General features: G+C 70.5%; 18 protein-coding genes. All 18 read left to right on the top strand.

What is annotated here, in order from left to right; genetic code table 11:
• Positions 1-366 precede the first annotated feature (366 nt).
• The 18 genes from ACZ7P3_RS37295 to ACZ7P3_RS37210 all read left to right on the top strand — a co-directional run bounded on the left by ACZ7P3_RS37295 (position 367) and on the right by ACZ7P3_RS37210 (position 21,543).
• Positions 367-1,761 carry an amidohydrolase family protein gene (locus ACZ7P3_RS37295; protein WP_472088616.1) on the top strand — a complete coding sequence of 465 codons (1,395 nt, stop codon included), beginning with the start codon at positions 367-369 and terminating at the stop codon, positions 1,759-1,761.
• Between the two features lie 129 nt (positions 1,762-1,890).
• Positions 1,891-2,298: an alpha/beta fold hydrolase gene (locus ACZ7P3_RS37290; protein WP_472088615.1), complete on the top strand. Its 408-nt coding sequence runs from the start codon at positions 1,891-1,893 to the stop codon at positions 2,296-2,298.
• A gap of 237 nt (positions 2,299-2,535) precedes the next feature.
• Positions 2,536-2,790 carry a hypothetical protein gene (locus ACZ7P3_RS37285; RefSeq protein WP_472088614.1) on the top strand — a complete coding sequence of 85 codons (255 nt, stop codon included), beginning with the start codon at positions 2,536-2,538 and terminating at the stop codon, positions 2,788-2,790.
• Positions 2,790-5,081 carry a heavy metal translocating P-type ATPase gene (locus ACZ7P3_RS37280; protein WP_472088612.1) on the top strand — a complete coding sequence of 764 codons (2,292 nt, stop codon included), beginning with the start codon at positions 2,790-2,792 and terminating at the stop codon, positions 5,079-5,081. The genes ACZ7P3_RS37285 and ACZ7P3_RS37280 overlap by 1 nt, the downstream gene beginning before the upstream one ends.
• Positions 5,078-5,614: a copper chaperone PCu(A)C gene (locus tag ACZ7P3_RS37275; RefSeq protein ID WP_472088610.1), complete on the top strand. Its 537-nt coding sequence runs from the start codon at positions 5,078-5,080 to the stop codon at positions 5,612-5,614. The genes ACZ7P3_RS37280 and ACZ7P3_RS37275 overlap by 4 nt, the downstream gene beginning before the upstream one ends.
• Before the next feature lie 677 nt (positions 5,615-6,291).
• Positions 6,292-6,987, top strand: a complete 696-nt coding sequence (locus ACZ7P3_RS37270; protein ID WP_472088608.1) for a hypothetical protein — start codon at positions 6,292-6,294, stop codon at positions 6,985-6,987.
• 242 nt (positions 6,988-7,229) lie between these two features.
• Positions 7,230-7,883, top strand: a complete 654-nt coding sequence (locus tag ACZ7P3_RS37265; protein WP_472088607.1) for a sigma-70 family RNA polymerase sigma factor — start codon at positions 7,230-7,232, stop codon at positions 7,881-7,883.
• A 311-nt stretch (positions 7,884-8,194) separates the two neighbouring features.
• On the top strand, positions 8,195-8,947 hold the full coding sequence (locus ACZ7P3_RS37260) for an aspartyl/asparaginyl beta-hydroxylase domain-containing protein (protein ID WP_472088606.1): 753 nt from the start codon (positions 8,195-8,197) through the stop codon (positions 8,945-8,947).
• A 181-nt stretch (positions 8,948-9,128) separates the two neighbouring features.
• The gene (locus ACZ7P3_RS37255; protein WP_472088604.1) at positions 9,129-10,520 is read left to right on the top strand and encodes an MFS transporter; all 1,392 of its coding nucleotides are present in this window, start codon (positions 9,129-9,131) and stop codon (positions 10,518-10,520) included.
• A 64-nt stretch (positions 10,521-10,584) separates the two neighbouring features.
• On the top strand, positions 10,585-11,640 hold the full coding sequence (locus ACZ7P3_RS37250) for a beta-ketoacyl-ACP synthase III (RefSeq protein ID WP_472088603.1): 1,056 nt from the start codon (positions 10,585-10,587) through the stop codon (positions 11,638-11,640).
• Complete coding sequence (locus ACZ7P3_RS37245) at positions 11,637-11,873, top strand: acyl carrier protein (protein ID WP_472088602.1); 237 nt, start codon at positions 11,637-11,639, stop codon at positions 11,871-11,873. Before ACZ7P3_RS37250 ends, ACZ7P3_RS37245 begins: the two co-directional genes overlap by 4 nt.
• Positions 11,874-11,897: 24 nt before the next feature.
• Entirely contained in the window at positions 11,898-12,788 is an 891-nt protein-coding gene (gene scoE, locus ACZ7P3_RS37240) for a (3R)-3-[(carboxymethyl)amino]fatty acid oxygenase/decarboxylase (RefSeq protein ID WP_472088600.1), read from the top strand.
• On the top strand, positions 12,785-13,312 hold the full coding sequence (scoD, locus tag ACZ7P3_RS37235) for a (2E)-enoyl-ACP glycyltransferase (protein WP_472088598.1): 528 nt from the start codon (positions 12,785-12,787) through the stop codon (positions 13,310-13,312). Before scoE ends, scoD begins: the two co-directional genes overlap by 4 nt.
• Before the next feature lie 19 nt (positions 13,313-13,331).
• Entirely contained in the window at positions 13,332-14,861 is a 1,530-nt protein-coding gene (locus ACZ7P3_RS37230) for a long-chain-fatty-acid--CoA ligase (protein WP_472088597.1), read from the top strand.
• Positions 14,862-14,890: 29 nt separating this feature from the next.
• The gene (locus ACZ7P3_RS37225) at positions 14,891-15,148 is read left to right on the top strand and encodes a phosphopantetheine-binding protein (RefSeq protein WP_472088595.1); all 258 of its coding nucleotides are present in this window, start codon (positions 14,891-14,893) and stop codon (positions 15,146-15,148) included.
• On the top strand, positions 15,135-19,391 hold the full coding sequence (locus ACZ7P3_RS37220) for an amino acid adenylation domain-containing protein (RefSeq protein ID WP_472088593.1): 4,257 nt from the start codon (positions 15,135-15,137) through the stop codon (positions 19,389-19,391). The genes ACZ7P3_RS37225 and ACZ7P3_RS37220 overlap by 14 nt, the downstream gene beginning before the upstream one ends.
• Positions 19,392-19,474: 83 nt before the next feature.
• Positions 19,475-20,515, top strand: coding sequence for an ABC transporter substrate-binding protein (locus ACZ7P3_RS37215; RefSeq protein WP_472088591.1), 1,041 nt, complete (start codon positions 19,475-19,477; stop codon positions 20,513-20,515).
• Positions 20,516-20,580: 65 nt separating this feature from the next.
• Positions 20,581-21,543 (top strand): FecCD family ABC transporter permease, encoded by a 963-nt coding sequence (locus tag ACZ7P3_RS37210; protein WP_472088590.1) that lies wholly within the window; start codon positions 20,581-20,583, stop codon positions 21,541-21,543.
• Position 21,544: the final 1 nt, after the last annotated feature.

The following is a 21,544-nucleotide window of genomic DNA, read 5'->3' as shown; positions in this document are numbered from 1 at the left end:
GCAAGGGGTCGCTGCTGCGCGGGCGTAGGCGTAGGCATCGAAGGAGGGTCGTCGGTGGGGCGTCCGGTGCCCGGTGCGGTGGGCGGAGGTTGGGTGGACGGGCCGTCCAGCCCGTCCTCTCGCGTGTAAGGTACCGCGAGATTGATGCAACCGAACGGTTCACAAACTTTGAACATGAACCGATCGGTTCTATGGTGGCAGCATCCCAGTCACCCGCGACCACGATCTGATCGCCTCGCTGTCGATCGGTGCCGCACCCGCCGCCGTCAACGCCGCCACCACCCCGGACGTCCTCACCAGACTCCTGGCTTCGGCCCTGCAGGGCCGAGCCCGCCGGCCGAGGACGTCAATTGAGGAAACACCACGATGAACATTCCCGCCGGTGCAACCGGCCCTTTCGCGCTCCCCGATGTCACCCTCGTCCAACCGGCCGAACACACAACCGCCCACACCACCCTGGCGGTCCGCGGCGAACGCATAGCCGCTCTGGTGGCTGACCCCCGGTCACCGGCCGACCGAGTGCTGGAGGAGTACCGCGGCACCTACGTCGTGCCGGGCCTGGTCGACATGCACACCCACCTCGCGCCCGGCAACCCGCTGCACGTCAACGAAGCCTCCCTGCTGGTCCACCTCGCCCACGGGGTGACCGCCGTCCGAGACGCCGGCGACTCCGACGGCACCGCCGGACCCACCGCTCGCCGCGCCATGGAACAGGGCCACCCCGGGCCGCGTCTCTCCACAGCCGGATCCTTCGTCACCCGTGGCCGGACCCGCTGGCCCAACAGCCTTCAGATGGAAGGCCCACGCCAGGCCGACGAGCTGGTGGCCCGGATCGCCGACGCCGGCGACCACTGGATCAAGTCCTACGAGGGCCTGGACGCCGAAGACATTGCCGCGCTCGTCGTGGCTGCCGACAAACGCGGCCTGGGCGTGATCGGGCACGTCCCCAGTCACCTGCGCCACGAACAGGCGTTGCTCCCCGACACCCAGCACTTCTTCGGCGTGCCGAGGCCGGCCGACCTCTCCGCCGACACCGTCGTATGCCGGGCCACCGACTGGCAGAACGTCGACCAGCGACGCCTCGACGAGATCGTCCGCAACAGCCTCGCCCACGGCCTGGCCCACACGCCCACCGTGGTCGCCACCGAGATGCTGCTCTCGTACCACGACTACCCGAAGGCCAAGCGGGACCCGGCCACCGCGCTGCTGCCACCGCTGTACGCCAACCAGCTCTGGCACCCCACCCGCGGCTTCCCCGTCTATCGGAGCATCGGCGAGGCACGCCTCGCCCGCGTCGCCCGCACGCTCGACCAGAAACTGCGGCTGATCGGCGACCTGCACGCCGCCGGGGTCCGCCTGCACCTGGGCACCGACTCGCCCCAGCCGTTCACCGTCCCCGGAGCCTCCCTGCACACCGAGATGGCGCTGTTCGCGCGGGCCGGTATCGCCCCCGCCGAGGTCTGGCACCTGGCCACGCGCGGCAACGCCGAAGTCCTCGGCCCCGCTCTCGGTGAGCCGGACCTCGGACTCCTTCGCGTCGGCGCACCCGCCGACCTGCTCGTCTACCGCGAGGACCCGACCACCGCGACAAGCCCCGGCCAGGGCCTGCTGGCCGTCGTCTCCCGCGGCCGGCTCTACCCGCGCACACGGCTCGACGGAGCGGTCGCCGCGCACCAGGCCCGGCTGCGCAGGCTGCCGGCCCGCCTGCTGGGCATGGCCGGCGCGGCGCTGGCACTGCGATCCACGAACTTCGACTTCTGAGCGATCCACCACCGCGCACATCACACCGCCCGCGCCGGTGGGAGTTGCACACCACACCGCCCGTGCCGGTGGGAGTTGCACACCCGCCGGACGTCGGGTCACCCCGGACACCACTTGAGGAGACAGCCCATGGATCCCGACCTCACGACATGGAAGTCCCAGGGCCACAGCTTCGACTGCCTCGGCTTCGAGGTGTTCCACCGGATGGAGGGACAGGGCTCACACCTCCTGCTGATCCACGGATACCCGTTCAACTCCACGGACTGGGCCGCGCTCTGGCCGAGCCTCACCCAGTGGTTCACCGTCATCGCGCCGGACATGCTCGGCATGGGCCTCTCCGACAAGCCACTCGCATACGAGTACTCGGTCCACGACCACGCCGACATGCACGAGGCCCTGCTCGCGCACCTGGGCGTCGACCACTGCCACATCGCCGCCGTGGAACACCGCGAGCCCACCCTGGGAAACCTGCCCAAGAACGCCGTTGGCAAGATCGACAAGCCTGCTCTGGGTGCCGCACTGGCCGGCACCGAATAGCGCAGCATGCACCGAATGGGGCAGCACGCGGTGAGGAACGCAGCACGCGGCGAGCGCCGTGTCGGCCGGGCGCCTCGCTCCCCAGGGGCGGCGACGTGCTGCACGCGTGTCCGCCATGTGGCGCACGTCATAATTCGATCTAGGAACTGGGCCCTCGATCCGTCCGACTCCTAGAGCGGTACGGCTGGGGACTGCCTCGCGCCGTACGACGGTTCGACGCGACCAGGAAGGTCGAGCATGGCCGAGTCCCGACACTCCTCCCGCATCGGGGGCGTGATTCCCCGCAAGCTGATGCCCCCGCCCGCCCTCTGCGGCTTCCTGTTGCTGCTGGCGCTGGTCTTCTCGGTCTCCTACGCCGTGGGATCGGCCGCCGGACCTGTGGCGCCGGGCATACACGGCACCGGAGCCGACGGCGACGGCAACGGGGGCGCCGGTGGCGGTGGCACGGGTGGCACGGGTGGCATGCCCGGGATGCACGGGGGCGGTGAGTGATGGGAGCCGAACCGGTGGCGTCGCTCGTGGTGACGGACCTGACGGTCGGTGGCATGACGTGCGCCGCCTGCGTACGGCGGGTGGAGAAGAAGCTCGCCAAGCTCGACGGCGTCACGGCGACCGTCAATCTCGCCACCGGACTCGCCCGGGTCAGTCATCCGGCGGGTGTCCTTCCGGAGGACCTCGTCACGGCTGTCGAACAGGCAGGCTACGAGGCGGCGCTCCCCGAGCCCCCCTCGCCGGAGCAGCGTGACGAGGAAGCCGGTGACGAGGACGGATCCGACGCCGCGCGACGGGAACGCGAGCGGCTCATCGTCACCGCGCTGCTCGCCGTCCCCGTGCTGGTGCTTTCGATGGTGCCGTCCCTGCAGTTCCGCAACTGGCAGTGGCTGTGTTTCATGCTGGCGGCCCCGGTGGCGGTGTGGAGCGCCTGGCCGTTCCACGTACGGGCGGTGCGCGGGCTGCGTCACTCTGCGGCCACCATGGACACCCTCGTCTCGCTGGGCGTGGTGGCGTCCTTCTCCTGGTCGGCGTACGCGTTGTTCCTCGGGGGAGCGGGCGATCCCGGGATGCGGATGCCGTTCAGTCTGTTGCCGTCCGCGTCGGACGGCCCGGCGCACGTGTATCTGGAAGCAGCGGTCGGTGTTCCGCTGTTCGTGCTGACCGGGCGGTTCCTGGAGGCGCGGGCCAGGCGGGGGACCGGAGCTGCCCTGCGGTCACTGGCGGAGCTCGCGGCCAAGGAGGTGTCGGTACGCGACGAGCACGGCGAGCGTTCCGTTCCCATCGAGCGGCTGCGGGTGGGCCAGGTCTTCGTCGTGCGTCCCGGCGAGCGGGTCGCCACCGACGGCCGGGTGGTGGAGGGCAGTTCCGCCGTGGACCTGTCCCTGGTCACCGGCGAGAGCGAGCCCGCGGAGGTGGGACCCGGTTCGGCCCTGGTCGGCGGGGCCGTGAACGTCGGCGGTCTGCTGCTGGTCCGTGCCACGGCGGTCGGGGCCGACACACAGCTGGCCCGCATCACCCGGTTGGTGACGGAGGCCCAGGCGGGCAAGGCGCGGGCCCAGCGGCTGGCCGACGCCGTCGCCGGGGTGTTCGTGCCCGTCGTGCTGACCGTCGCCGTCACCGTGCTCGGGTTCTGGCTCGGTGCCGGAGCAGACCCGCAGACCGCGATCACCGCGTGCGTGGCCGTACTCGTCGTGGCCTGCCCCTGTGCGCTGGGCCTGGCCACGCCGACCGCGCTGATGGCCGCAACCGGCCGCGGGGCCCAGCTGGGCGTGCTGGTCAGCGGCCCGCAGACGCTGGAGGCGCTCCAGCACGTCGACACGGTGGTCCTGGACAAGACCGGCACGCTGACCAGCGGCCACATGACCGTCGTACAGCTCACCCCCGCTCACGGCGGACTCGGCCGGGAGGCCGTCCTCCGCCTGGCCGGCGCCGTGGAACAGGGCTCGGAGCATCCGCTGGGGCGGGCCGTCACCGCTCACGCACGGCGCTCGGCGGCCGAGGACCCGCTGCCCGCCGTGCGGGACTTCGTGGCCACGCCGGGGCGGGGAGTACGTGGCCGCGTGGACGGCCGCACGGTGGAAGTACTGGCGCCGGACGGCGAGTTGCCGGCCACTCTTGCGGACGCCCTCGTCGCGGCGGAGACCGCCGCACACACGCCGGTCCTCGTGCGGGTGGACGGAGTGGCCGAGGCGTTGATCGCGGTCGGCGACGTCGTCCGGCCCGGCAGCTATCGGGCCGTGGACCGGCTGCGCAGGTTCGGGATCCGACCGGTACTCGCCACCGGCGACCGCGAGGCACCCGCGCGGGCCGTGGCCGAGGCGCTCGGCATCGACGAGGTGCACGCCCGCTGCACGCCCGAGGACAAGGCCGCACTGGTGAGGCGGTTGCAGGAGGAGGGCAGCCGGGTCGCGGTCGTCGGGGACGGCGTCAACGACGCAGCCGCGCTCGCCGGCGCCGATCTGGGCATTGCCATGGGCTGCGGGACGGATGTGGCCATCGGCGCGGCCGACCTGACGCTCGTGCGGGGGGACATCGAAGCGCTGGGGGACGCCGTCCTGCTCGCCCGGCGAACGCTCGGCACGATCCGGGCCAACCTGGTGTGGGCCTTCGGCTACAACGTCGTCACCGTGCCGCTCGCCATGGTGGGACTGCTCAATCCCATGGTGGCGGCGGCCGCGATGTCGGCCAGCTCCGTGCTGGTGGTGGGCAACAGCCTGCGCCTGCGGGCCTGGCAGCCCGCGCCCGCCCCGGCGCGCGAGCGTCGGCAGCGGAAAGCAGGTCACCGGTGAACGGACTCCTCGCCCGCCTGTCGGCACGACTCACCGATCGCCGGCGGACGGCCGACACCCTGTTGGCCGCCCTCGTGCCCGTCGCCGCGTCCAGCCTGGCCCTGGCGGGCCTGACCACCTGGGTCGGTACGGGCAACGCGGGCAGCCCGGCCCGCATACGCGTGACCGAAGGGCGCGTTCTCCTCCCCACCGCCGGCTCCTCCGAGACGGCGGCGTTCTTCCGCATCACCAACAAGGGCGGCTCGGCCGACCGCCTCGTGAGCGTCAGCTCGCCCGACGCTCCCGGCGGAGTGGATCTGGCCCGCCACCACATGAACAGCGGCGCGACGGCCTACCGGGCCTCGGCCGAGTCGATCGAGATACGGGCGGGGAAGACCGTCGCCATGTCGCCCTACGGTGTGGACCTGACGGTGTCGGCCCCGACCGGCGAGTGGCGGGCGGGCGACCTCGTCTCGTTCACACTGACGTTCAGCCGCAGCGGCAGGGTGAAGCTGCCCGCCGTCGTGGTCCGACCCGGAACGACCGCGTTCTAGGCGGTGCCCCCGCCCGGTCCGAGGGGCGATCCAACGCCGCAAGAGACTCAGGACCACTGGCCGGCCGAGCGTGCGGCTCTACGTGATGGCCCACGCCGTCGATGGACGAGTTCCTGACGCTGCAGACCCTCCACCGTGAACCCGGTGCCCGGTGCGGCCCGGCACGAGGCCGGGTCGCTCATCCGGGCGGCCCGACTGCGTGCGGAAGGGAACCGCCTCCTCGAAGGCCCGGCCGACCGGCGGGGGCGCACGCTCTCGTGGCCACTCCGTGTCCGCGCGCGTCAGCCGCAGCGAAGGTCAGCCGCAGCGAAGGTCAGCCGCAGCGAAGGAGCAGGCCGAACCGTTCGCCCCTTCGGCCGGCACATTTCCGCGCACTCCGTCGGTGTTCCAGTCCATCTCCGGCTCCTCCGGCTCCTCCGGCTCCTCCGGCTCCTCCGGCTCCTCCGGCTCCTCCGGCTCCTCCGGCGCCGGAAGGCGGTTACCGGTCGAGTGATCGGAGAGGCACGGTTCAGCAGCTGCCCGTGGACCGTCCCGTACTGGAAGTCGTCGCCGACGCCCGTGGAGTTCCCGCCCTGTTGCTGTGGTGTGTGTCACTCTTCTCTGGTTGAGTCCGGGGGCAGGTGACCGTACGTACCCCCTGACAACGATCGGACCACGGGTGCGAAGATGGGCGCGTCATGACTGTCGGAGGATGGTGCCGCACGCTGCGGGCCGGTGTGTTCGCCGCCGCCTGTGTGCTGCTTGCTGCCCTCGGCCACGTGATGATGTCCGGTGTCCCGGTGCCCTGGTGGGCCATGGCGGCAGCCGCCGCCGGGACGGGTGCCGCCGGCTGGTGCCTCGCCGGCCGTGAGCGCGGGCACGCGCTGATCGTCACGGTCGTGGTCGTGGCCCAGGCGGTGCTCCACGAGACCTTCTCCCTGACACAGTCGCTCGCGTCCGGCCCGCATTCGCCCTCGTCGGCCCCGGCACATGGCATGGACGCCATGGACATGGGTCCCACGCAGACGGGCGCGATGGACATGCCCGGCATGGGAGACATGGGATCGGGCTCCATGACGCACATGGGGCCCGGCATGCACGGTGCGCACAGCATGGGAGGCGGCGGCGCGTTCGGCATGTTCGCAGCCCACCTGCTTGCCGCGGTCGTGTGCGGTCTGTGGCTCGCTTACGGCGAGCGCGCGGTCTTCCGCATCCTGCGGGCCGTCGCCGCCCGCCTGGTGGCACCCCTGCGGTTGCTGCTCGCCCTGCCCGTGCCGCCGCGCCGGCCGTCGGTGCGAAGGCGCCGCGACTCCGGTTGCCGGACCCTGGCACGACTCCTTCTCAGTTACGCCATCACTTCCCGGGGGCCGCCCGTGGGTGCCGCTGTCGCCTGAGACAGCCGGATCCACCGGGGCTCACCCCCTTCTTTCTCTCAGCGGGCCTCCTGAGCCTTTCTCAGGAGCGTTCATCAGTTGTGTCGCGAGGGTTCCCGGAGAACCCGTGCGGACCACCGCACGCACACGAGCCCGCGCGAGCCCCGGGCACCGCCGTACCACCCCTACGGCTGCACCCCATTCACCCGAGAGCCGTGGCCTCACCGTGGGCCGGGCTCCGGATGACTTGAGAAGGACACCTCGTGATCACTTCTGCCCTGACTGCTCCGCGACCGCAGCGGGCCTCGGCGGACGCGTCGACGACCGCATGGGCGCTTGCCGCCCGGAGCGGTGACCCGGACGCGGCCGAGTGCTTCGTGCGCGCCCTGCACTCCGACGTGCTGCGTTACGTCGCCCACTTGGGGGTGGATCCCCAGAACGTCGACGACCTCGCCCAGGACACCTTCGTGCGGGCGCTCGGCAGCCTGCACCGGTTCGAGGGACGCGCCTCGGCCCGCACCTGGCTGCTGTCCATCGCCCGCTGCGCGGTCGTCGACAGCTTCCGCCGCGCCGCCGTCCGGCCCCGGGCGGCGCACACCCACGACTGGCAGACGGCCGTGGAATGGGCTCAGCCCTGTGGTCTGCCGGGTTTCGACGACGGCATCGCCCTCCTCGACCTGCTGGACGGCCTCCCGGACGAACGCCGTGAGGCGTTTGTCCTGACTCAGGTGGTGGGGTTGTCCTATGAGGAGACGGCCCGGCTCGCCGGCTGCCCGGTCGGCACGGTGCGGTCCCGCGTGGCCCGCGCACGGATGACCCTCGTGGGGCTGCTCGGCGAGGCCGACAGACCTCGTCCGGACGCGGCCGTGGAGGAGTCCGTCCGGGGCGTGCCCGCTCCGGCCGCCACGGCGGCCTGAGCGTGACGGGTGCCGGCGTCACCTGCGGATGAGCGTGCGAGGTGGCGCCGGCGCCCGGTGGCCTGTCACTTCGGATCCCGGCCGCCGGCGTTCGCACGGTGTCCCTGGGGAGCAGGAGCCCGACCGGCGGCCCTGCTGAGGAGAACGACGACGCATGTCGTGTTCCAGGTCACGCAGAAGCAGGAGCGTCAATTCCCCTGACGCCCCTACGCATTGGCCGAAAGTCGCGGGAACTCGCTCGGTCATCTGTCCGACTACTGATGCGACGGTGCGGCACGGCGCACGGTCGCGGCAGCAGCCAGGAGGGCCCCATGACACCCGAGATAGAGAACGCGTTCGCGGTGATCAGAAGCGACCACGGTGCGGAATCCCTCAGCCGGGTGGAGCGGATGCTGGAACCCGGAGGAGGGGCCCGGCACCCGCTCCAGAGGGGAGCCAAATGGATCTTGCCGGGTCTGTCTCCCACCCCGTGGCACGATCCCCGCGCCCACCCGGAAGTGATCTCCGTCGTCGAGGCGCTGGAATCCGCCCATCCGGTCATCAAGGACGAGCTGAACTCGGCTTGGGCGGTACGTCGGGAGGCATTTTCGGACTACGAGCACTATCTGACCCGGCAGGAGGACTGGCAGGCTCTCTACCTTTACCGCGGTGGGGCAATGGTCGAGGAATCGGCCGCGACCGTGCCCACCGCCCACAAGGTGCTCAAAGAGTTCGCCGTCGACACGGAGAAGATCTGTCCTCTCCTGGAAAGTCACTTCTCCACCCTGCTGCCCAAGGCCTCCATCGCTCCGCACTGCGACCTGTGGAACTTCAGCATCAACCTGCATCTCGCCGTGGACATCCCCGACGGGTGCAGCATCACCGTGGCCGGTGAGACCCGCAACTGGCGGGAGGGCCACTGCCTGCTCTTCGACTACTCCTTCGAACATGAGGCGCGCAATGGCGGCGATCGTCCGCGCACCTGCCTCCTCGTGGACCTCTGGCACCCGGAAACAACCATTCCGGAACGACGGGCGCTGGTGTCGCTCATCTCGGAAATCAGGCGACTGATGGGGGAGAGCTGACCGCCTGAAAATACTGCAGAATTGAACCGGCAGTTATGCACTGTCGGTTTTCAGTGCTGCCTGAAAAGCTAATCCACAGGCCCGAGTTGGTTTGTAGGGCGGGCATTCTCAAGTTCTCATCGAGGTGCTATCGTGACCGAAAATGATCGACGGATTCGATATTCGTCTCTATTTCTTTTCCATGGGTGAGGGGGACCGGACATTGTCGGCACGGCTGTCCCTTCTCGTCCTGGCGCTGGCTCAGCTGGTCATCGCCCTCGACTACAACATCGTGTATGTCGCTCTCCCCGGCATAGGCACCGGCCTCGGTTTCTCGGAGCACGACCTGCAGTGGGTGGTGAGCGCCTACGTCGTGGCGACGGGTGGCTTCCTGCTGCTGGGCGGCCGGGCCGCGGACCTGCTGGGCCGACGCCGCACGTTCGTCGCCGCCGCACTGGTCTACGCGGGTTCCTCGCTGGTGGGAGGGCTCGCGGAGACCCCGGGAGCACTGGTCGCGGTGCGGGCGGTCCAGGGCATCGGCGGATCCCTGCTCTTCCCGGCCACCCTGTCCCTGATCAACACCATCTACGCCGAAGGACCCGACCGCAACCGGGCGTTGGCCGTGTGGGGCGCCGCGGGGGCCGGCGGTCTCTGCTTCGGCTCCCTCCTCGGCGGGGTCCTGGTGGAGGCGTTCGGCTGGCAGTCCGTGTTCTTCGTCAACGTTCCCGTGGCGGGAGCCATCGCGTGGGCGGGCCGGGTGCTGTTCCCCGCCGACGTCCCACGCGTCGGCGCGCGGAGATTCGATTTGACCGGTGCACTGACCGGGACCGGAGGCATCACCCTCCTGGTGTTCCTCCTGGTGCACGCTCCCGAGGCCGGCTGGAGCAGCCCGTCCGTCCTCGTGAGTGCGGTGCTCTCGCTGACCCTGCTGACGCTCTTCGCCGTCGTCGAGACGCGTGCGCGCGATCCACTGGTGCCGGCCCGGCTGTTCAGGCATCGCGGGCTTGTCACGGCGATGGCGGTGACCGCTGTGTACAGCGCCACCTTCAGCTCCCTGCCGTACTTCCTGACCCTCTACTTCCAGACCGTGCGCGGCTACAGCGCGTTCGTGACCGGTCTCGCCTTCCTCGTCCCGGCCGTGTTGGTCGCTGCCGGTACCCAGGCAGGGGAGCGGGCCGTCGCAGCCTTCGGCGTACGCCGCATGCTGGTCGGCGGCATGGCACTCGGCGCGACGGGGGCCGCCGCTCTCGGCCTCGCGCTCACCGAGCACGGTTCGTACCCGCTGCTGTTGCCGGGCATCGTTCTGCTGGGCCTTGGCCAGGGTGCCGCCTGGACGGGCATGTGGATCACCGCTGCCGCCGGTGTCGCTCCCGATGACCAGGGCGTGGCGTCGGGGCTCGCCTCGACCAGCCTCCAGGTCGGCGGCGCGGTGGGCCTTGCGGTGCTGGTGGCACTGGCCGGCGCTGTGGGGCAGCACCAGGCCGGCGGCGCCTCGCCGGCCGGCATCAGGGCCGCCGTCTTCGCGATAGCGGCCGGCATCGCCTGCGGCGTGCCACTGGCCCTCGCCGTGCGCAGAACAACCACCGTTCCCTAGAGCACTCCTGCCCTCCCCGCCCCTTCCGGGTGCCCCCGGAACTCCTCACCCTTGGAGCACAGCCGTGCCCAGTAACGCTCCCGGTCCACCCGCTGCCGTCCTCTGCGGCCTTGCCGGATGGGTGCCGCCCCGCGTGGTCACCAACGACGAGCTGGCCGAGAGGCTCGACACCGACGACGCCTGGATCCGCACCCGCACCGGAATCCGCCGACGCCACGTCATCGAGCCCGGCCAGGCGACCTCGGACCTTGCCGTCGAGGCCGGGCACCGGGCCCTGCACAGTGCCGGAGTCGACTCCGTCGACGCGGTGATCGTCACCACGACCACACCCGACCGGCCCTGTCCGGCCACGGCACCCTCGGTCGCCGCCCGGCTGGGGCTCGCCCAAGTGGCCGCCTTCGACGTCGGTGCCGTGTGCACCGGATTCGTCTACGGACTCGCCACGGCTGCCGGACTGATCACCTCCGGCGTGGCCGGACGGGTCCTGCTCATCGGCGCCGACACCTACTCCACCATCGTGGATCCGCTGGACCGGGCCAACGCGATCATCTTCGGGGACGGCGCCGGCGCCGTCGTCCTGCGTGCCGGACACGCCGACGAACTCGGCGCCGTGGGCCGGTTCGACCTGGGCAGTGACGGAGCGCACGAGGACCTCATCACGGTCGCGGCGGGTGGTTCCCGCCAGCGGTCCACCGGCGACGAAGCGCAGCGCAGCGACCGGCACTTCGCGATGCGCGGCAACGAGGTCTACCGCCACGCCGTGAACCGCATGGCCGAGTCCGCGCGAGCCGTGCTGCACACGGCCGGCTGGAAGATCGACGACGTCGGCCACTTCGTCCCCCACCAGGCCAACCTGCGCATCCTGCACTCGGTGGCGGACGACCTGGGCCTGCCCCGGGAACGCTGCGTCACCAACGTCGACTCGGTCGGCAACACCGGCGCCGCCTCCATACCCCTGGCTCTCGCCGACGCGGCCGGCCGGCAGGTGATCCGTCCCGGCGACCGACTCCTGCTCACCGCCTTCGGCGGCGGACTCACCTGGGGCTCCTGCCTGCTGACCTGGCCCGAACTGCCCCTACCCGTCCACCCGTACGAACGAGGAGAAGGAACCGCCTCATGAGCACCACCTACGACCGGCTGGTCGAGATCCTGGCGAAACTGCACGACGCCCCGGCCGACCGCTTCACCCCCGAGGCCACCTTCGCCGACCTGGACGTCGACTCGCTGACGATGGTCGAGATCAGCATCCGCATCGAACGCGACCTCGGCGTGACGGTGCACGACAGCGAGCTGCGGCCCACCCTCACCCTCGCCGGCACCGCGGCACTGATCGATGCCAAACAGGCCCGCTGACCGCTCTCACCAAGGAAGACACCCATGAAGATCACCGAACAGCCCGGCTCGGCCATCGGCGCCCTGGTCGAGGACCTCGACCACAGCACCGCATCCGACGCGGACTTCGAGACGCTCAAGCAGACCGTCTACACGAAGAAGATCGCCGTCCTGAAGGGGCAGGACCTCTCCCCGCAGCAGTTCCTGGACCTCGGTAAACGCCTCGGGCGCCCGGAGGCGTACTACGAGCCGATGTACCACCACCCCGAGATCGAGGAGATCTTCGTCTCCTCCAACGTCCCGGAGAACGGCAAGCAGATAGGCGTGCCGAAGACGGGCAAGTTCTGGCACGCCGACTACCAGTTCATGCCCGACCCCTTCGGCATCACCCTGATCTACCCCCAGGTCATTCCGCAGAAGAACCGCGGCACCTACTTCATCGACATGGGCAGGGCGTACGCGAGGCTGCCCGAGGACCTCAAGAAGCAGGTCGCGGACACCTACTGCCGGCACTCGGTCCGCAAGTACTTCAAGATCCGGCCGCACGACGTCTACCGGCCCCTGTCCGAGATCATCGAAGAGGTCGAGCGCAAGACTCCGGCCGTGCGCCAGCCCAGCACATTCACCCACCCCTTCACCGGCGAAACGGTCCTCTACATCAGCGAGGGCTTCACCGTCGGTATCGAGGACGTGGACGGCACGCCGTACGACGAGGAACTCCTCAAGCGGCTCTTCGAGGCCACCGGCCAGCTCGACGACACCTTCGAGCACGACAACATCCACCTCCAGAGCTTCGAGCAGGGCGACCTGCTGATCTGGGACAACCGCAGTCTGATCCACCGCGCCCGGCACACGACCACCCCGGAACCCACCGTCTCCTTCCGCGTCACCGTCCACGACGAGCGCAAGCTGCACGACGGGATACCAGGGGCATGACGACACCGGCCGTCGACCGCTCGTACGACACGGACACCGACCTGATGGAGCGGGTCCTGGTGCCGTACAAAACGCACTGCAAGTACGTGAAGTCCGCCGTCGTCACCGCCGGACCCGAACGCACCTCGGCGCGCTGCGAGTTCGAGATCCCCGAGTCCTGCTACATCGACGACACCGGCCACCTGAACTCGGTCGAGGTCAACATCGCCTACAACCAGATGATGTACTACCTCGTCGCGAAGTCGGTGAAGGAAGGACTGCTGGCCGGGCTCGAGGACTGGACCCTGGACGACTTCTGGCGACACCAGCTCCCGGACATCCTGATCGCCCGCTTCGCGGGCAACTTCCGGCGTCCCGTCAATCCCCGTTCCTTCTCCGGGGAGATGGAATTCCTCTCCCTCACCCGGCGCACGCCCGGCGTCGGCAGGCCGTTCCTCCATGCCGAGACCTCGTACCGCTACTGGGACGCCGACGGCGGCCGGTGCGACGGCGAGGCGACGCTCGCATTCGTCAACATCACCTGAGCCACCGGAGGGTTCGCCCATGGAGACGCTCGTCCAGACCATCCGCTTCCACGCCGAGCACCGGCCCGGCATCCCGGCCGTGCTCTGTGAGGGCCGCAGCCTCTCGTACGGCGATCTGCACCGCGGGAGCAGCCGCATCGCCCGGGCGATCCGGGCCGCCGGACTCGCCGAGGGCGACCGCGTGGCATACCTGGGCAAGGAGTCCGAGCACTACTACGAGATCCTCTTCGCCTGCGCCAAGAGCGGCACCGTTCTGGTCCCCGTCAACTGGCGGCTCACCGCACCCGAGGTGAGCCACATTCTCCAGGACTCCGGCACCAGACTGCTGTTCCTCGAATCGGAATGCGCGCCGATCGTGGAGCGCATGCCGATCGCGCCCCCCGAGACGGTCGTTCCACTGGAATCCATAGGCGACTGGAGCGGCCGACACCGCGACACGGAAACGGAGTTCGAGGCCGAGTCCGACACCCCCGTCGCCCAGCTCTACACCAGCGGCACCACGGGCCTCCCCAAGGGTGTCGTCCTCGCCCACCGCAGCTTCTTCGCCATCCGCGAGGCCCTGGCGAGCGAGGGGCTGGACTGGATCGACTGGCGGGACGGTGACATCGCACTCGTCGGTATCCCCGGCTTCCACATCGGCGGACTGTGGTGGGCCACGCAGAACTTCACCGCGGGGACGACGATCGTGGCGATGCGTGCCTTCGCCGCCCGCCATGCCGTCGACCTGATCCGCGATCTCGGCATCACCACGGCCTGCGTGGTTCCGGCGATGCTCCGCATGATGCTCACCGAACCAGGCGTCAGCGCCGAGGACTTCACGACGCTCCGCAAGACCGTCTACGGTGGCTCGCCGATCTCCGAGAGCCTGCTGGAGGCGAGTCTCGCCGTACTGGACTGCGAGTTCGCGCAGATCTACGGGCTCACCGAGACCGGCAACACCGCCGTGTGCCTGCCGCCGGCCGACCACGTCCCCGGCGGACGGCGCATGCAGGCCGCGGGCCACCCCTATCCGGGCGTCCGCGCCAGGGTGATCGACGACAAGGGCGACGAGCTGCCGCCGGGCGAGATCGGCGAGGTCTGCCTGCACACCCCGGCCCGGATGGTGGAGTACTGGGGCTTGCCCGACAAGACCGCGGAGACCCTGGTCGACGGGTGGATCCACACCGGCGACGCCGGGTACATCGACCAGGACGGCTACATCTTCATCCGCGATCGGATCAAGGACGCCGTCCTCGTCGCCGGCGAGAACGTGTACCCCGCCGAGATCGAGAACGTGCTGGAGCGCCACCCGGGTGTGGCCGAGGCGGTGATCGTCGGGGCTCCCGACCAGCGCTGGGGCGAACGGGTCCACGCGTTCGTCGTCCCGGTCCCGGGGGAGCGGCCGAGCCCACGGGACCTGCACACCTTCCTCGTTCCGCGCCTGGCCGCCTTCAAGCTGCCGTCGGCCTACGAGTTCATCGACCAGGTGCCGCGCAACCCCAGTGGGAAGATCCTCCGCCGCGAACTGCGGGACCGCTTCTGGAGCGACTCCGCCCGCAAGGTCAACTGACCCCGCCGACACCGTCGTAGAGAGACCCCATGCCTGAATCCCTCACCCCGGAGAGCTTCCGCGCCGACCTCGCGGAGTTCCTGTACTTGCGCCCCGACGAAGTCGACCTGAACGAGAGCCCGCTGGACGCGGGCCTCGACTCCCTGCGCATCGTCACCCTGATCGAACGGTGGCAGGCCGCCGGTGCGGACGTCAGCTTCGTGGACCTCGCCGAGCGCACCTCCTTCGCGCAGTGGTGGCAACTGCTGGTCGAACGCCAAGGAGGCGCGGCCCATGCCGACACCTGAACCCGCACCCCGCCACCCGCTGCTGGCGGCCCAGGAAGGCATCTGGACCGGCCAGTTGCTGGACCCGGACAGCCCTGCCTACAACACCGCCGAGTACGTGTGCATCGACGGCCCGGTGGACGTGGCCGTCTTCGACAGGGCGCTCCATCACGTCGTCGCCGAGACCGCAGCTCTTCACGTGACCTTCGCGGCGGACCGCGAAGGGCGCCCCTGGCAGCTCGAAACCCCGGTCGGCGACTGGCAGTTGCACACCGCCGACCTCAGCGCCGAACCGGATCCGCACACCGCGGCCCGCGCCTGGATGGCCAGGGACATGGCCCGGCCCGTGGACCTGGCCCGCGGCCCGGTGTTCGGACACGCCCTGCTGAAGACCGGGAACGACCAGTACCTCTGGTACCACCGCGTCCACCACATCGCACTCGACGGATTCGGCCTCTCCCTGGTCGCCCGCCGCGTGGCCCAGGTCTACACGGCACTCATGGCGGGCGAGCCCGTACCCGACAGCGGCTTCGGCACCCTGGAGTCCGTTCGCGCCGAGGAACGCGCCTACCTGGAATCCGCCCGCTACGCCAAGGACCGCGCCTACTGGACCGACCGGTACGCCGACCGCCCCCCGGTGGCCACCCCGGCCGGCCGGTCCGCGCTGCCCGCCCGCACCTTCCACCGCCATGTCACCGACCTCGACCCGACCCGGGCCGACGACCTGCGCACCGTCGCCCGTGAGCTGTCGGTGACCTGGTCCGAGGTACTGCTCGCGGTGACCGTCGCCCAGCTGCACCGGGTCACCGGTGCCCCGGAGATCGTCCTGAGCCTTCCGGCCATGGGCCGTCTCGGCTCCGTGTCGCTGCGCGTGCCGTCGATGGTGCGCAACATCCTGCCCCTGCGTGTCGCCGTCTGCGCCGACGACAGCCTGCGCGACCTCGCGGCCCGCGTCTCCCGCGAGCTCCGCGCCGGTCTGCCGCACCAGCGCTACCGTTACGAACAACTGCGCCGCGACCTGAAGCTGGTGGGCGGACAGCGGAGGCTCTCCGGGCCCGGCGTCAACATCATGCCGTTCGCGTACGACCTGCGGTTCGCCGGACACCGCAGCACCGTCCACAACGTCTCCGCGGGTCCCGTCGACGACCTCGCGGTCAACGTGTACGACCGCTCCGACGGCACCGGACTGCGGATCGCGGTGGACGCCAATCCCGACCTGTACGACGAGGCGGATGCGACCGCGTTCCTGGAGGGGTTGCTCGCGCTGCTCGACGAGGCGGTGGCCGCCCCCGACCGGCCCCTGCGTCCGGCGTCCGTGCCGGTTCTGGACGGTGGACCGCTGCCCGTCCCCGCCCGCCCCGTGATGAGCCTGATCGCCGACCACGCCGCCCGCAGGGGCGAGGCCGTCGCCGTGGAGCACGCCGGGGACGACATCACCTATGCCCGGCTCTTCGGCAGCGCACGCGACGTGGCCCGCCGTCTGACCTCCCGGAACATCGGCCGGGGCAGCCTGGTGGCCGTGGCGCTGCCCCGGGGAATCGACGCCGTCACCACCATCCTCGGCGTGATGATGTCGGGCGCGGCCTACTGTCCCCTCGACCCGGCCGCCCCCGCCGACCGGACGGCTCGGCTGCTGAGCGAGGCCGCGCCCGACCTGGTGCTGACGACAGCCGCCCGGGCGAGCACCTTCGCGGGCACGCCCGTCCTCGCGCTCGACCAGCCGGATCATCCATCCCCGGGCCCCGCCCCGACGCCGTCGTCACCCGGGGACTGCGCCTACGTCATCCACACCTCCGGCTCCACCGGCCGCCCCAAGGGCGTCGAGATCAGCCACGGCGCCCTGGCCAACTTCGTGGCGGGTGCCACGTACCGTTACGGGCTGCGCCGCGAGGACAGGGTCCTGCAGTTCGCGCCACTCCACTTCGACACCAGCGTGGAGGAAATCTTCCTCACCCTGTGCGCCGGCGGCACCCTCGTCGTCCGCACCGACGAGATGACGGAGTCGGTCCCACGGTTCCTGGACGAGTGCGCACGCCTGCGCGTCAGCGTCCTGGACCTGCCCACCGCGTACTGGCACGAACTCGCCTACACACTGTCGACGGGCATGAGCGCCCTGCCCGGGGACGTCCGAGCCGTCGTCATCGGCGGCGAGGCGGCGCTCCCCGAACGAGTGGAGCGCTGGCGCAAGGCCGTCGGCACGTCGGTCGAACTGTTCAACACCTACGGCCCGACCGAGGCGACCGTGGTCGCCACCGTCGCCGACCTGCACGACCCGGCTCTCGCCCCCGGCGACGTGCCGATCGGGCTGCCGCTGCCCGGCACCCGAGTCGCCGTCGGCGGCGGGGAGTTGTACCTCATGGGCGACAACCTGGCCCTCGGCTACCGGCGGACGGGCCACCCCGACACCGCCCGGTTCGCCCCTTTCACCGCCCTTCCCGGCGGACCCCGCGCCTACCGCACGGGCGACCTGGTGCACATCGGCGAGGACGGGCAACTGCGCTTCCTCGGCCGGGCGGACGAGGAGTTCAAGATCAGCGGCCATCGCGTACAGCCCGCCGAGGTGGAGAGCGCCCTGCTGACCCACCCACGGATCCGGGAGGCGGCGGTCGTCGGACAGACGTCGCCGGACGGCACCCGACGCCTCGCGGCCCACGTGGTCACGGACTCTCCGGCTCCCTCCGCCGCCGAGCTCAGGGACCACCTCCGGGCGAGGCTCCCCGCGGCGATGGTCCCCTCCGCGGTCGAACTCCACAGCCGCCTGCCCCGCACGGGATCCGGCAAGATCGACCGACGCACGCTGAGCACGCCCTTGGCGACCCCGGCCCCCACCGCCGGCAGCCCCCTGGAGCGGACCGTCATCGGCATCTGGCAACAGATCCTGGGCGTCGACACCATCACCCCCGGCGACGACGTCTTCGACCTGGGCGCCCAGTCCCTGCAAGCCATCCAGGTCGCCAACCGGCTCGGCGTCGAACTCGGCCGCGACATACGGGTCGCCTGGCTCTTCCAGTACCCCACCGCCGCCGAGCTCGCCCGCTTCCTCGACGACCGCTCGCCCACCGCCACCGGCCTCCCGGCGGCCCTTCACACCGACACCGTCCTCGCCCCGGACATCCGGCCCGGCAACGGCCGCTGTCCGGACGTGCCCCGGCGCATCCTGCTGACCGGCGCCACCGGCTTCGTCGGCACGTACCTGCTCGCCGCACTCCTGGACACCACGGAAGCCGAGATCGTCTGCACCGTCCGCGCGCGGACCACCGGCGAGGCCGTCGACCGGATCCACCAGGCCCTGGACCACCACGACCTCTCGCTCCCGGAGGCGGCGAAGCAGCGCATCACCGGTGTCCCCGCCGACCTCGCCCGCCCCGGCCTCGGCCTCGCCTTGGACACCCTCGGTGAACTCGCGGAGACTTGCGACGCGATCTTCCACAACGCCGCGACGGTCAGCATCATGCGGGAGTACGGCACCCTGCGCGCCGTCAACACCGAGTCCACCCGGCACCTGCTGCGCCTGGCCGCCGCACGGTCGATCCCCCTCCACTACGTCTCCACGCTGTCCGTGGCCCCGCCGGCCGGCCTCAGCCCCGAGGTACCGGAAGCGTTCCTGCCGCCCCACGCCGGTCTGCGGTACGGCTACCAGCAGTCGAAGTGGGCCTCCGAACGACTGCTCGAACAGGCGGCCGAGCGTGGTCTGCCGGTCACCGTGCACCGCCTGGGACGAGTGGTCGGACCGGCCGGCTCCGGATACGTCAACGCACGCGACTTCCTGTGGAGCGTGCTGAGGGCGGGCATCCCGGCGGGCATCCTCCCCGAGTTGTTCGAGGACGAGATCTGGACGCCGGTGGACCACGTCGCCCGGTCCCTCGTGCATCTCGCCCGCACAGCCACCGGACCGGTCTTCAACCACGCGGCCGTACCGAGGATCCGAGTGAGCGACCTCTACGACTGGATCGAGGAGTACGGCTATCCTGTACGACGTCTGCCCCTGGCCCGATGGCGCGATCAGCTGCCCCGCTCGGCCGACGCCGCGGCCACCACGCTCGCCTTCTTCGACTCGAACGAGACGAGCGGGAGCGATGCCGCAGACCTGCACCTGGGACGCGTCCACGCCGACAACGTCCGACGGGGCCTGAGCGGCAGCGGCATCACCTGCCCGCCCGTCGGCCGGGACCTGGTGTTCCGGTACCTCGATCACTGTGTCGCTGCCGGGGAACTGCCCGCACCCCCCGGAAGGGAGCCCCATCCGGCCTGGCCCGCAAAGTAGTTGGACCTCGCCGGGAACTCATGGCCACCGCGCCACGACTACTGGAACGGAACACCACCGAGCCCTGCACGCAAGGAGTCAGCATGTCCATCAAACGGCCGGTCGCCACAGCCCTGGCCGCGGCCCTGTGTCTGCTCACGGCGGCATGCGCCGGCTCCTCGACGGACGAGAAGGCGAGCGGCACCAAGGCCGATGCCGCCGCCTCGAAGGCCGGATACCCGGTGACCATCGAGAACTGCGGTCGGACCGAGACCTTCAAGAAGGCTCCCAGCCGCGTGGTCGTCATGAACGGCGCCTCCGTCGCCGAGGTCTCGACACTGCTCGCACTCGGCCTCGGCGACAGGATCGTCGCCAACGAGCAGAGCTACGGCATGAGCGAGGTACCCGGCCGGGCCAAGGCCATCAAGGCCCTGCCCACCGGGAACATCAAACTCAACGACGCCTACGACATCCCGCGCGAGGCGATGCTCGGCCTGCGCCCGGACCTGGTGCTGTCCACGACGTCGTACGGCTTCGACGAGAAGAACGGCTTCGCGACCCGTGACCAGTTGCAGCAGGTCGCTGCCCACACCTATGTCTCCCCGCAGGGCTGCAAGCAGGACACCTCGAAGATGACCGTCGCCGACAGCTACACGCTGCTGCGCGACATGGGGAAGATCTTCCACGTCACCGACCGGGCGGAGAAGCTGATCGCCGCCTCGGAGAAGCACATCGACGAGGTGGCAGCGAAGGTCAAGGGCAAGAAGGCGCCCAAGGTGATGGTGCTCTTCTCGAACATGTCCATGGGCGGCAACGACTTCAGCTCGGTCGTCGCCCATGGCATCTACAACGACATCCTCACCAAAGCCGGCGGCACCAACGCCTTCGCGTCGGCATCCAAGACCTCCTTCGCCGACCTGAGCAAGGAGAAGGTCGCCGCCACCGACGTGGACGCACTCGTCGTCATCGGCTACAACGACCCCGACCCGGCGGCCTACGCCAAGAAACTGCTGAAGGAGTTCCCCCAGTGGCCGGCCGCCAAGAAGAACAAGTACGTGGTCCTGTCCGACTCGATGTACCTCGGCCCGAGCAACGACCTGGCCGTGCAGAAGATCGGGCAGATGCTGCACCCGGACGCGTTCTGAACCGGCCGACCCGCCTGAAAGTCGCCCTGGCCTTCACCCTCCTGCCCGTCGCGCTGGTCGCCACCATGATCGTGGCGATCAGCATCGGAGCGGTCACCATCCCGCTCGGTGACGTGTGGGGCATCGTGTGGCACCACGTCACCGGGCAGGGCACCGCCGGCGACCTCGCGACCGACCAGATCGTCTGGAACTTCCGGACTCCCCGGGTGGTCCTCGCAGCCCTGGTCGGCGCGGGTCTGGCCGTCTCCGGAACGGTGCTGCAGACCGTGGTGTCCAACCCGCTCGCCGACCCCATCGTCCTCGGATTCTCATACGGCGCCACGCTCGGCGCGGTGCTGGTGATCACCCTGGGCGGAGGCGCGGCACTCGCCGGGATCGGGGTGTCGGCGGCCGCCTTCCTCGGTGCGGTGGCGGCCGGCGCTCTGGTCTTCGCGCTCGGGCAGCGGCGGGGCCGGATGGCACCGACACGGTTGGTGCTGGCCGGGGTCGCGGTCGGCTATGTCTTCCTCTCGGCGACGAGTTACGTCCAGTTGCAGGCGACGCCCACCGAGCTGCGCACGGTGATGTTCTGGATGCTGGGCAGCGTGGCCGGCGCCCAGTGGGACCAACTCCCCACGGTCACCGTAGTGGTCCTGGCCGGCACCGCCCTCCTCACGCTCTTCGGCCGGCGGCTCAATGTCCTGCTGGCCGGCGACGAGTCGGCCACCGCACTCGGTGTCGACGTCAACCGGCTGCGCGCGGTGCTCCTGGTGCTCAGCGCACTGCTGACCGGAACCGTCATCGCCGTCGCCGGCAGCATCGGCTTCGTCGGCCTGATGATCCCGCACCTGGTCCGCCTCACCCTCGGCGCCGACCACCGCCGCCTCCTGCCCCTCACCGCCCTGCTGGGCGCCCTCTACCTGGTCCTCGTCGACCTCCTCTCCCGCACCCTCAACCGCCCCAACGAGCTGCCGCTGGGCATCCTCACCGCTCTGCTCGGCGCACCCTTCTTCCTGTGGCTGCTGCGCCGCAACAAGGGCCTGGACTGAA

Source organism: Streptomyces sp. NPDC107581, assembly GCF_055657175.1.
The sequence above is the reverse complement of the archived record's forward strand: the minus strand, read 5'-3'. Positions and strand labels throughout refer to the sequence as shown.

What these genes read in the sequence shown, in the direction of transcription:
- ACZ7P3_RS37295 (WP_472088616.1), top strand. Translation starts at nt 367, where the DNA reads ATGAACATTCCCGCCGGTGCAACCGGCCCTTTCGCGCTCCCCGATGTC.
- ACZ7P3_RS37290 (WP_472088615.1), top strand. Translation starts at nt 1,891, where the DNA reads ATGGATCCCGACCTCACGACATGGAAGTCCCAGGGCCACAGCTTCGAC.
- ACZ7P3_RS37285 (WP_472088614.1), top strand. Translation starts at nt 2,536, where the DNA reads ATGGCCGAGTCCCGACACTCCTCCCGCATCGGGGGCGTGATTCCCCGC.
- ACZ7P3_RS37280 (WP_472088612.1), top strand. Translation starts at nt 2,790, where the DNA reads ATGGGAGCCGAACCGGTGGCGTCGCTCGTGGTGACGGACCTGACGGTC.
- ACZ7P3_RS37270 (WP_472088608.1), top strand. Translation starts at nt 6,292, where the DNA reads ATGACTGTCGGAGGATGGTGCCGCACGCTGCGGGCCGGTGTGTTCGCC.
- ACZ7P3_RS37260 (WP_472088606.1), top strand. Translation starts at nt 8,195, where the DNA reads ATGACACCCGAGATAGAGAACGCGTTCGCGGTGATCAGAAGCGACCAC.
- ACZ7P3_RS37255 (WP_472088604.1), top strand. Translation starts at nt 9,129, where the DNA reads ATGGGTGAGGGGGACCGGACATTGTCGGCACGGCTGTCCCTTCTCGTC.
- ACZ7P3_RS37245 (WP_472088602.1), top strand. Translation starts at nt 11,637, where the DNA reads ATGAGCACCACCTACGACCGGCTGGTCGAGATCCTGGCGAAACTGCAC.
- scoE (WP_472088600.1), top strand. Translation starts at nt 11,898, where the DNA reads ATGAAGATCACCGAACAGCCCGGCTCGGCCATCGGCGCCCTGGTCGAG.
- scoD (WP_472088598.1), top strand. Translation starts at nt 12,785, where the DNA reads ATGACGACACCGGCCGTCGACCGCTCGTACGACACGGACACCGACCTG.
- ACZ7P3_RS37230 (WP_472088597.1), top strand. Translation starts at nt 13,332, where the DNA reads ATGGAGACGCTCGTCCAGACCATCCGCTTCCACGCCGAGCACCGGCCC.
- ACZ7P3_RS37225 (WP_472088595.1), top strand. Translation starts at nt 14,891, where the DNA reads ATGCCTGAATCCCTCACCCCGGAGAGCTTCCGCGCCGACCTCGCGGAG.
- ACZ7P3_RS37220 (WP_472088593.1), top strand. Translation starts at nt 15,135, where the DNA reads ATGCCGACACCTGAACCCGCACCCCGCCACCCGCTGCTGGCGGCCCAG.
- ACZ7P3_RS37215 (WP_472088591.1), top strand. Translation starts at nt 19,475, where the DNA reads ATGTCCATCAAACGGCCGGTCGCCACAGCCCTGGCCGCGGCCCTGTGT.
- ACZ7P3_RS37210 (WP_472088590.1), top strand. Translation starts at nt 20,581, where the DNA reads ATGATCGTGGCGATCAGCATCGGAGCGGTCACCATCCCGCTCGGTGAC.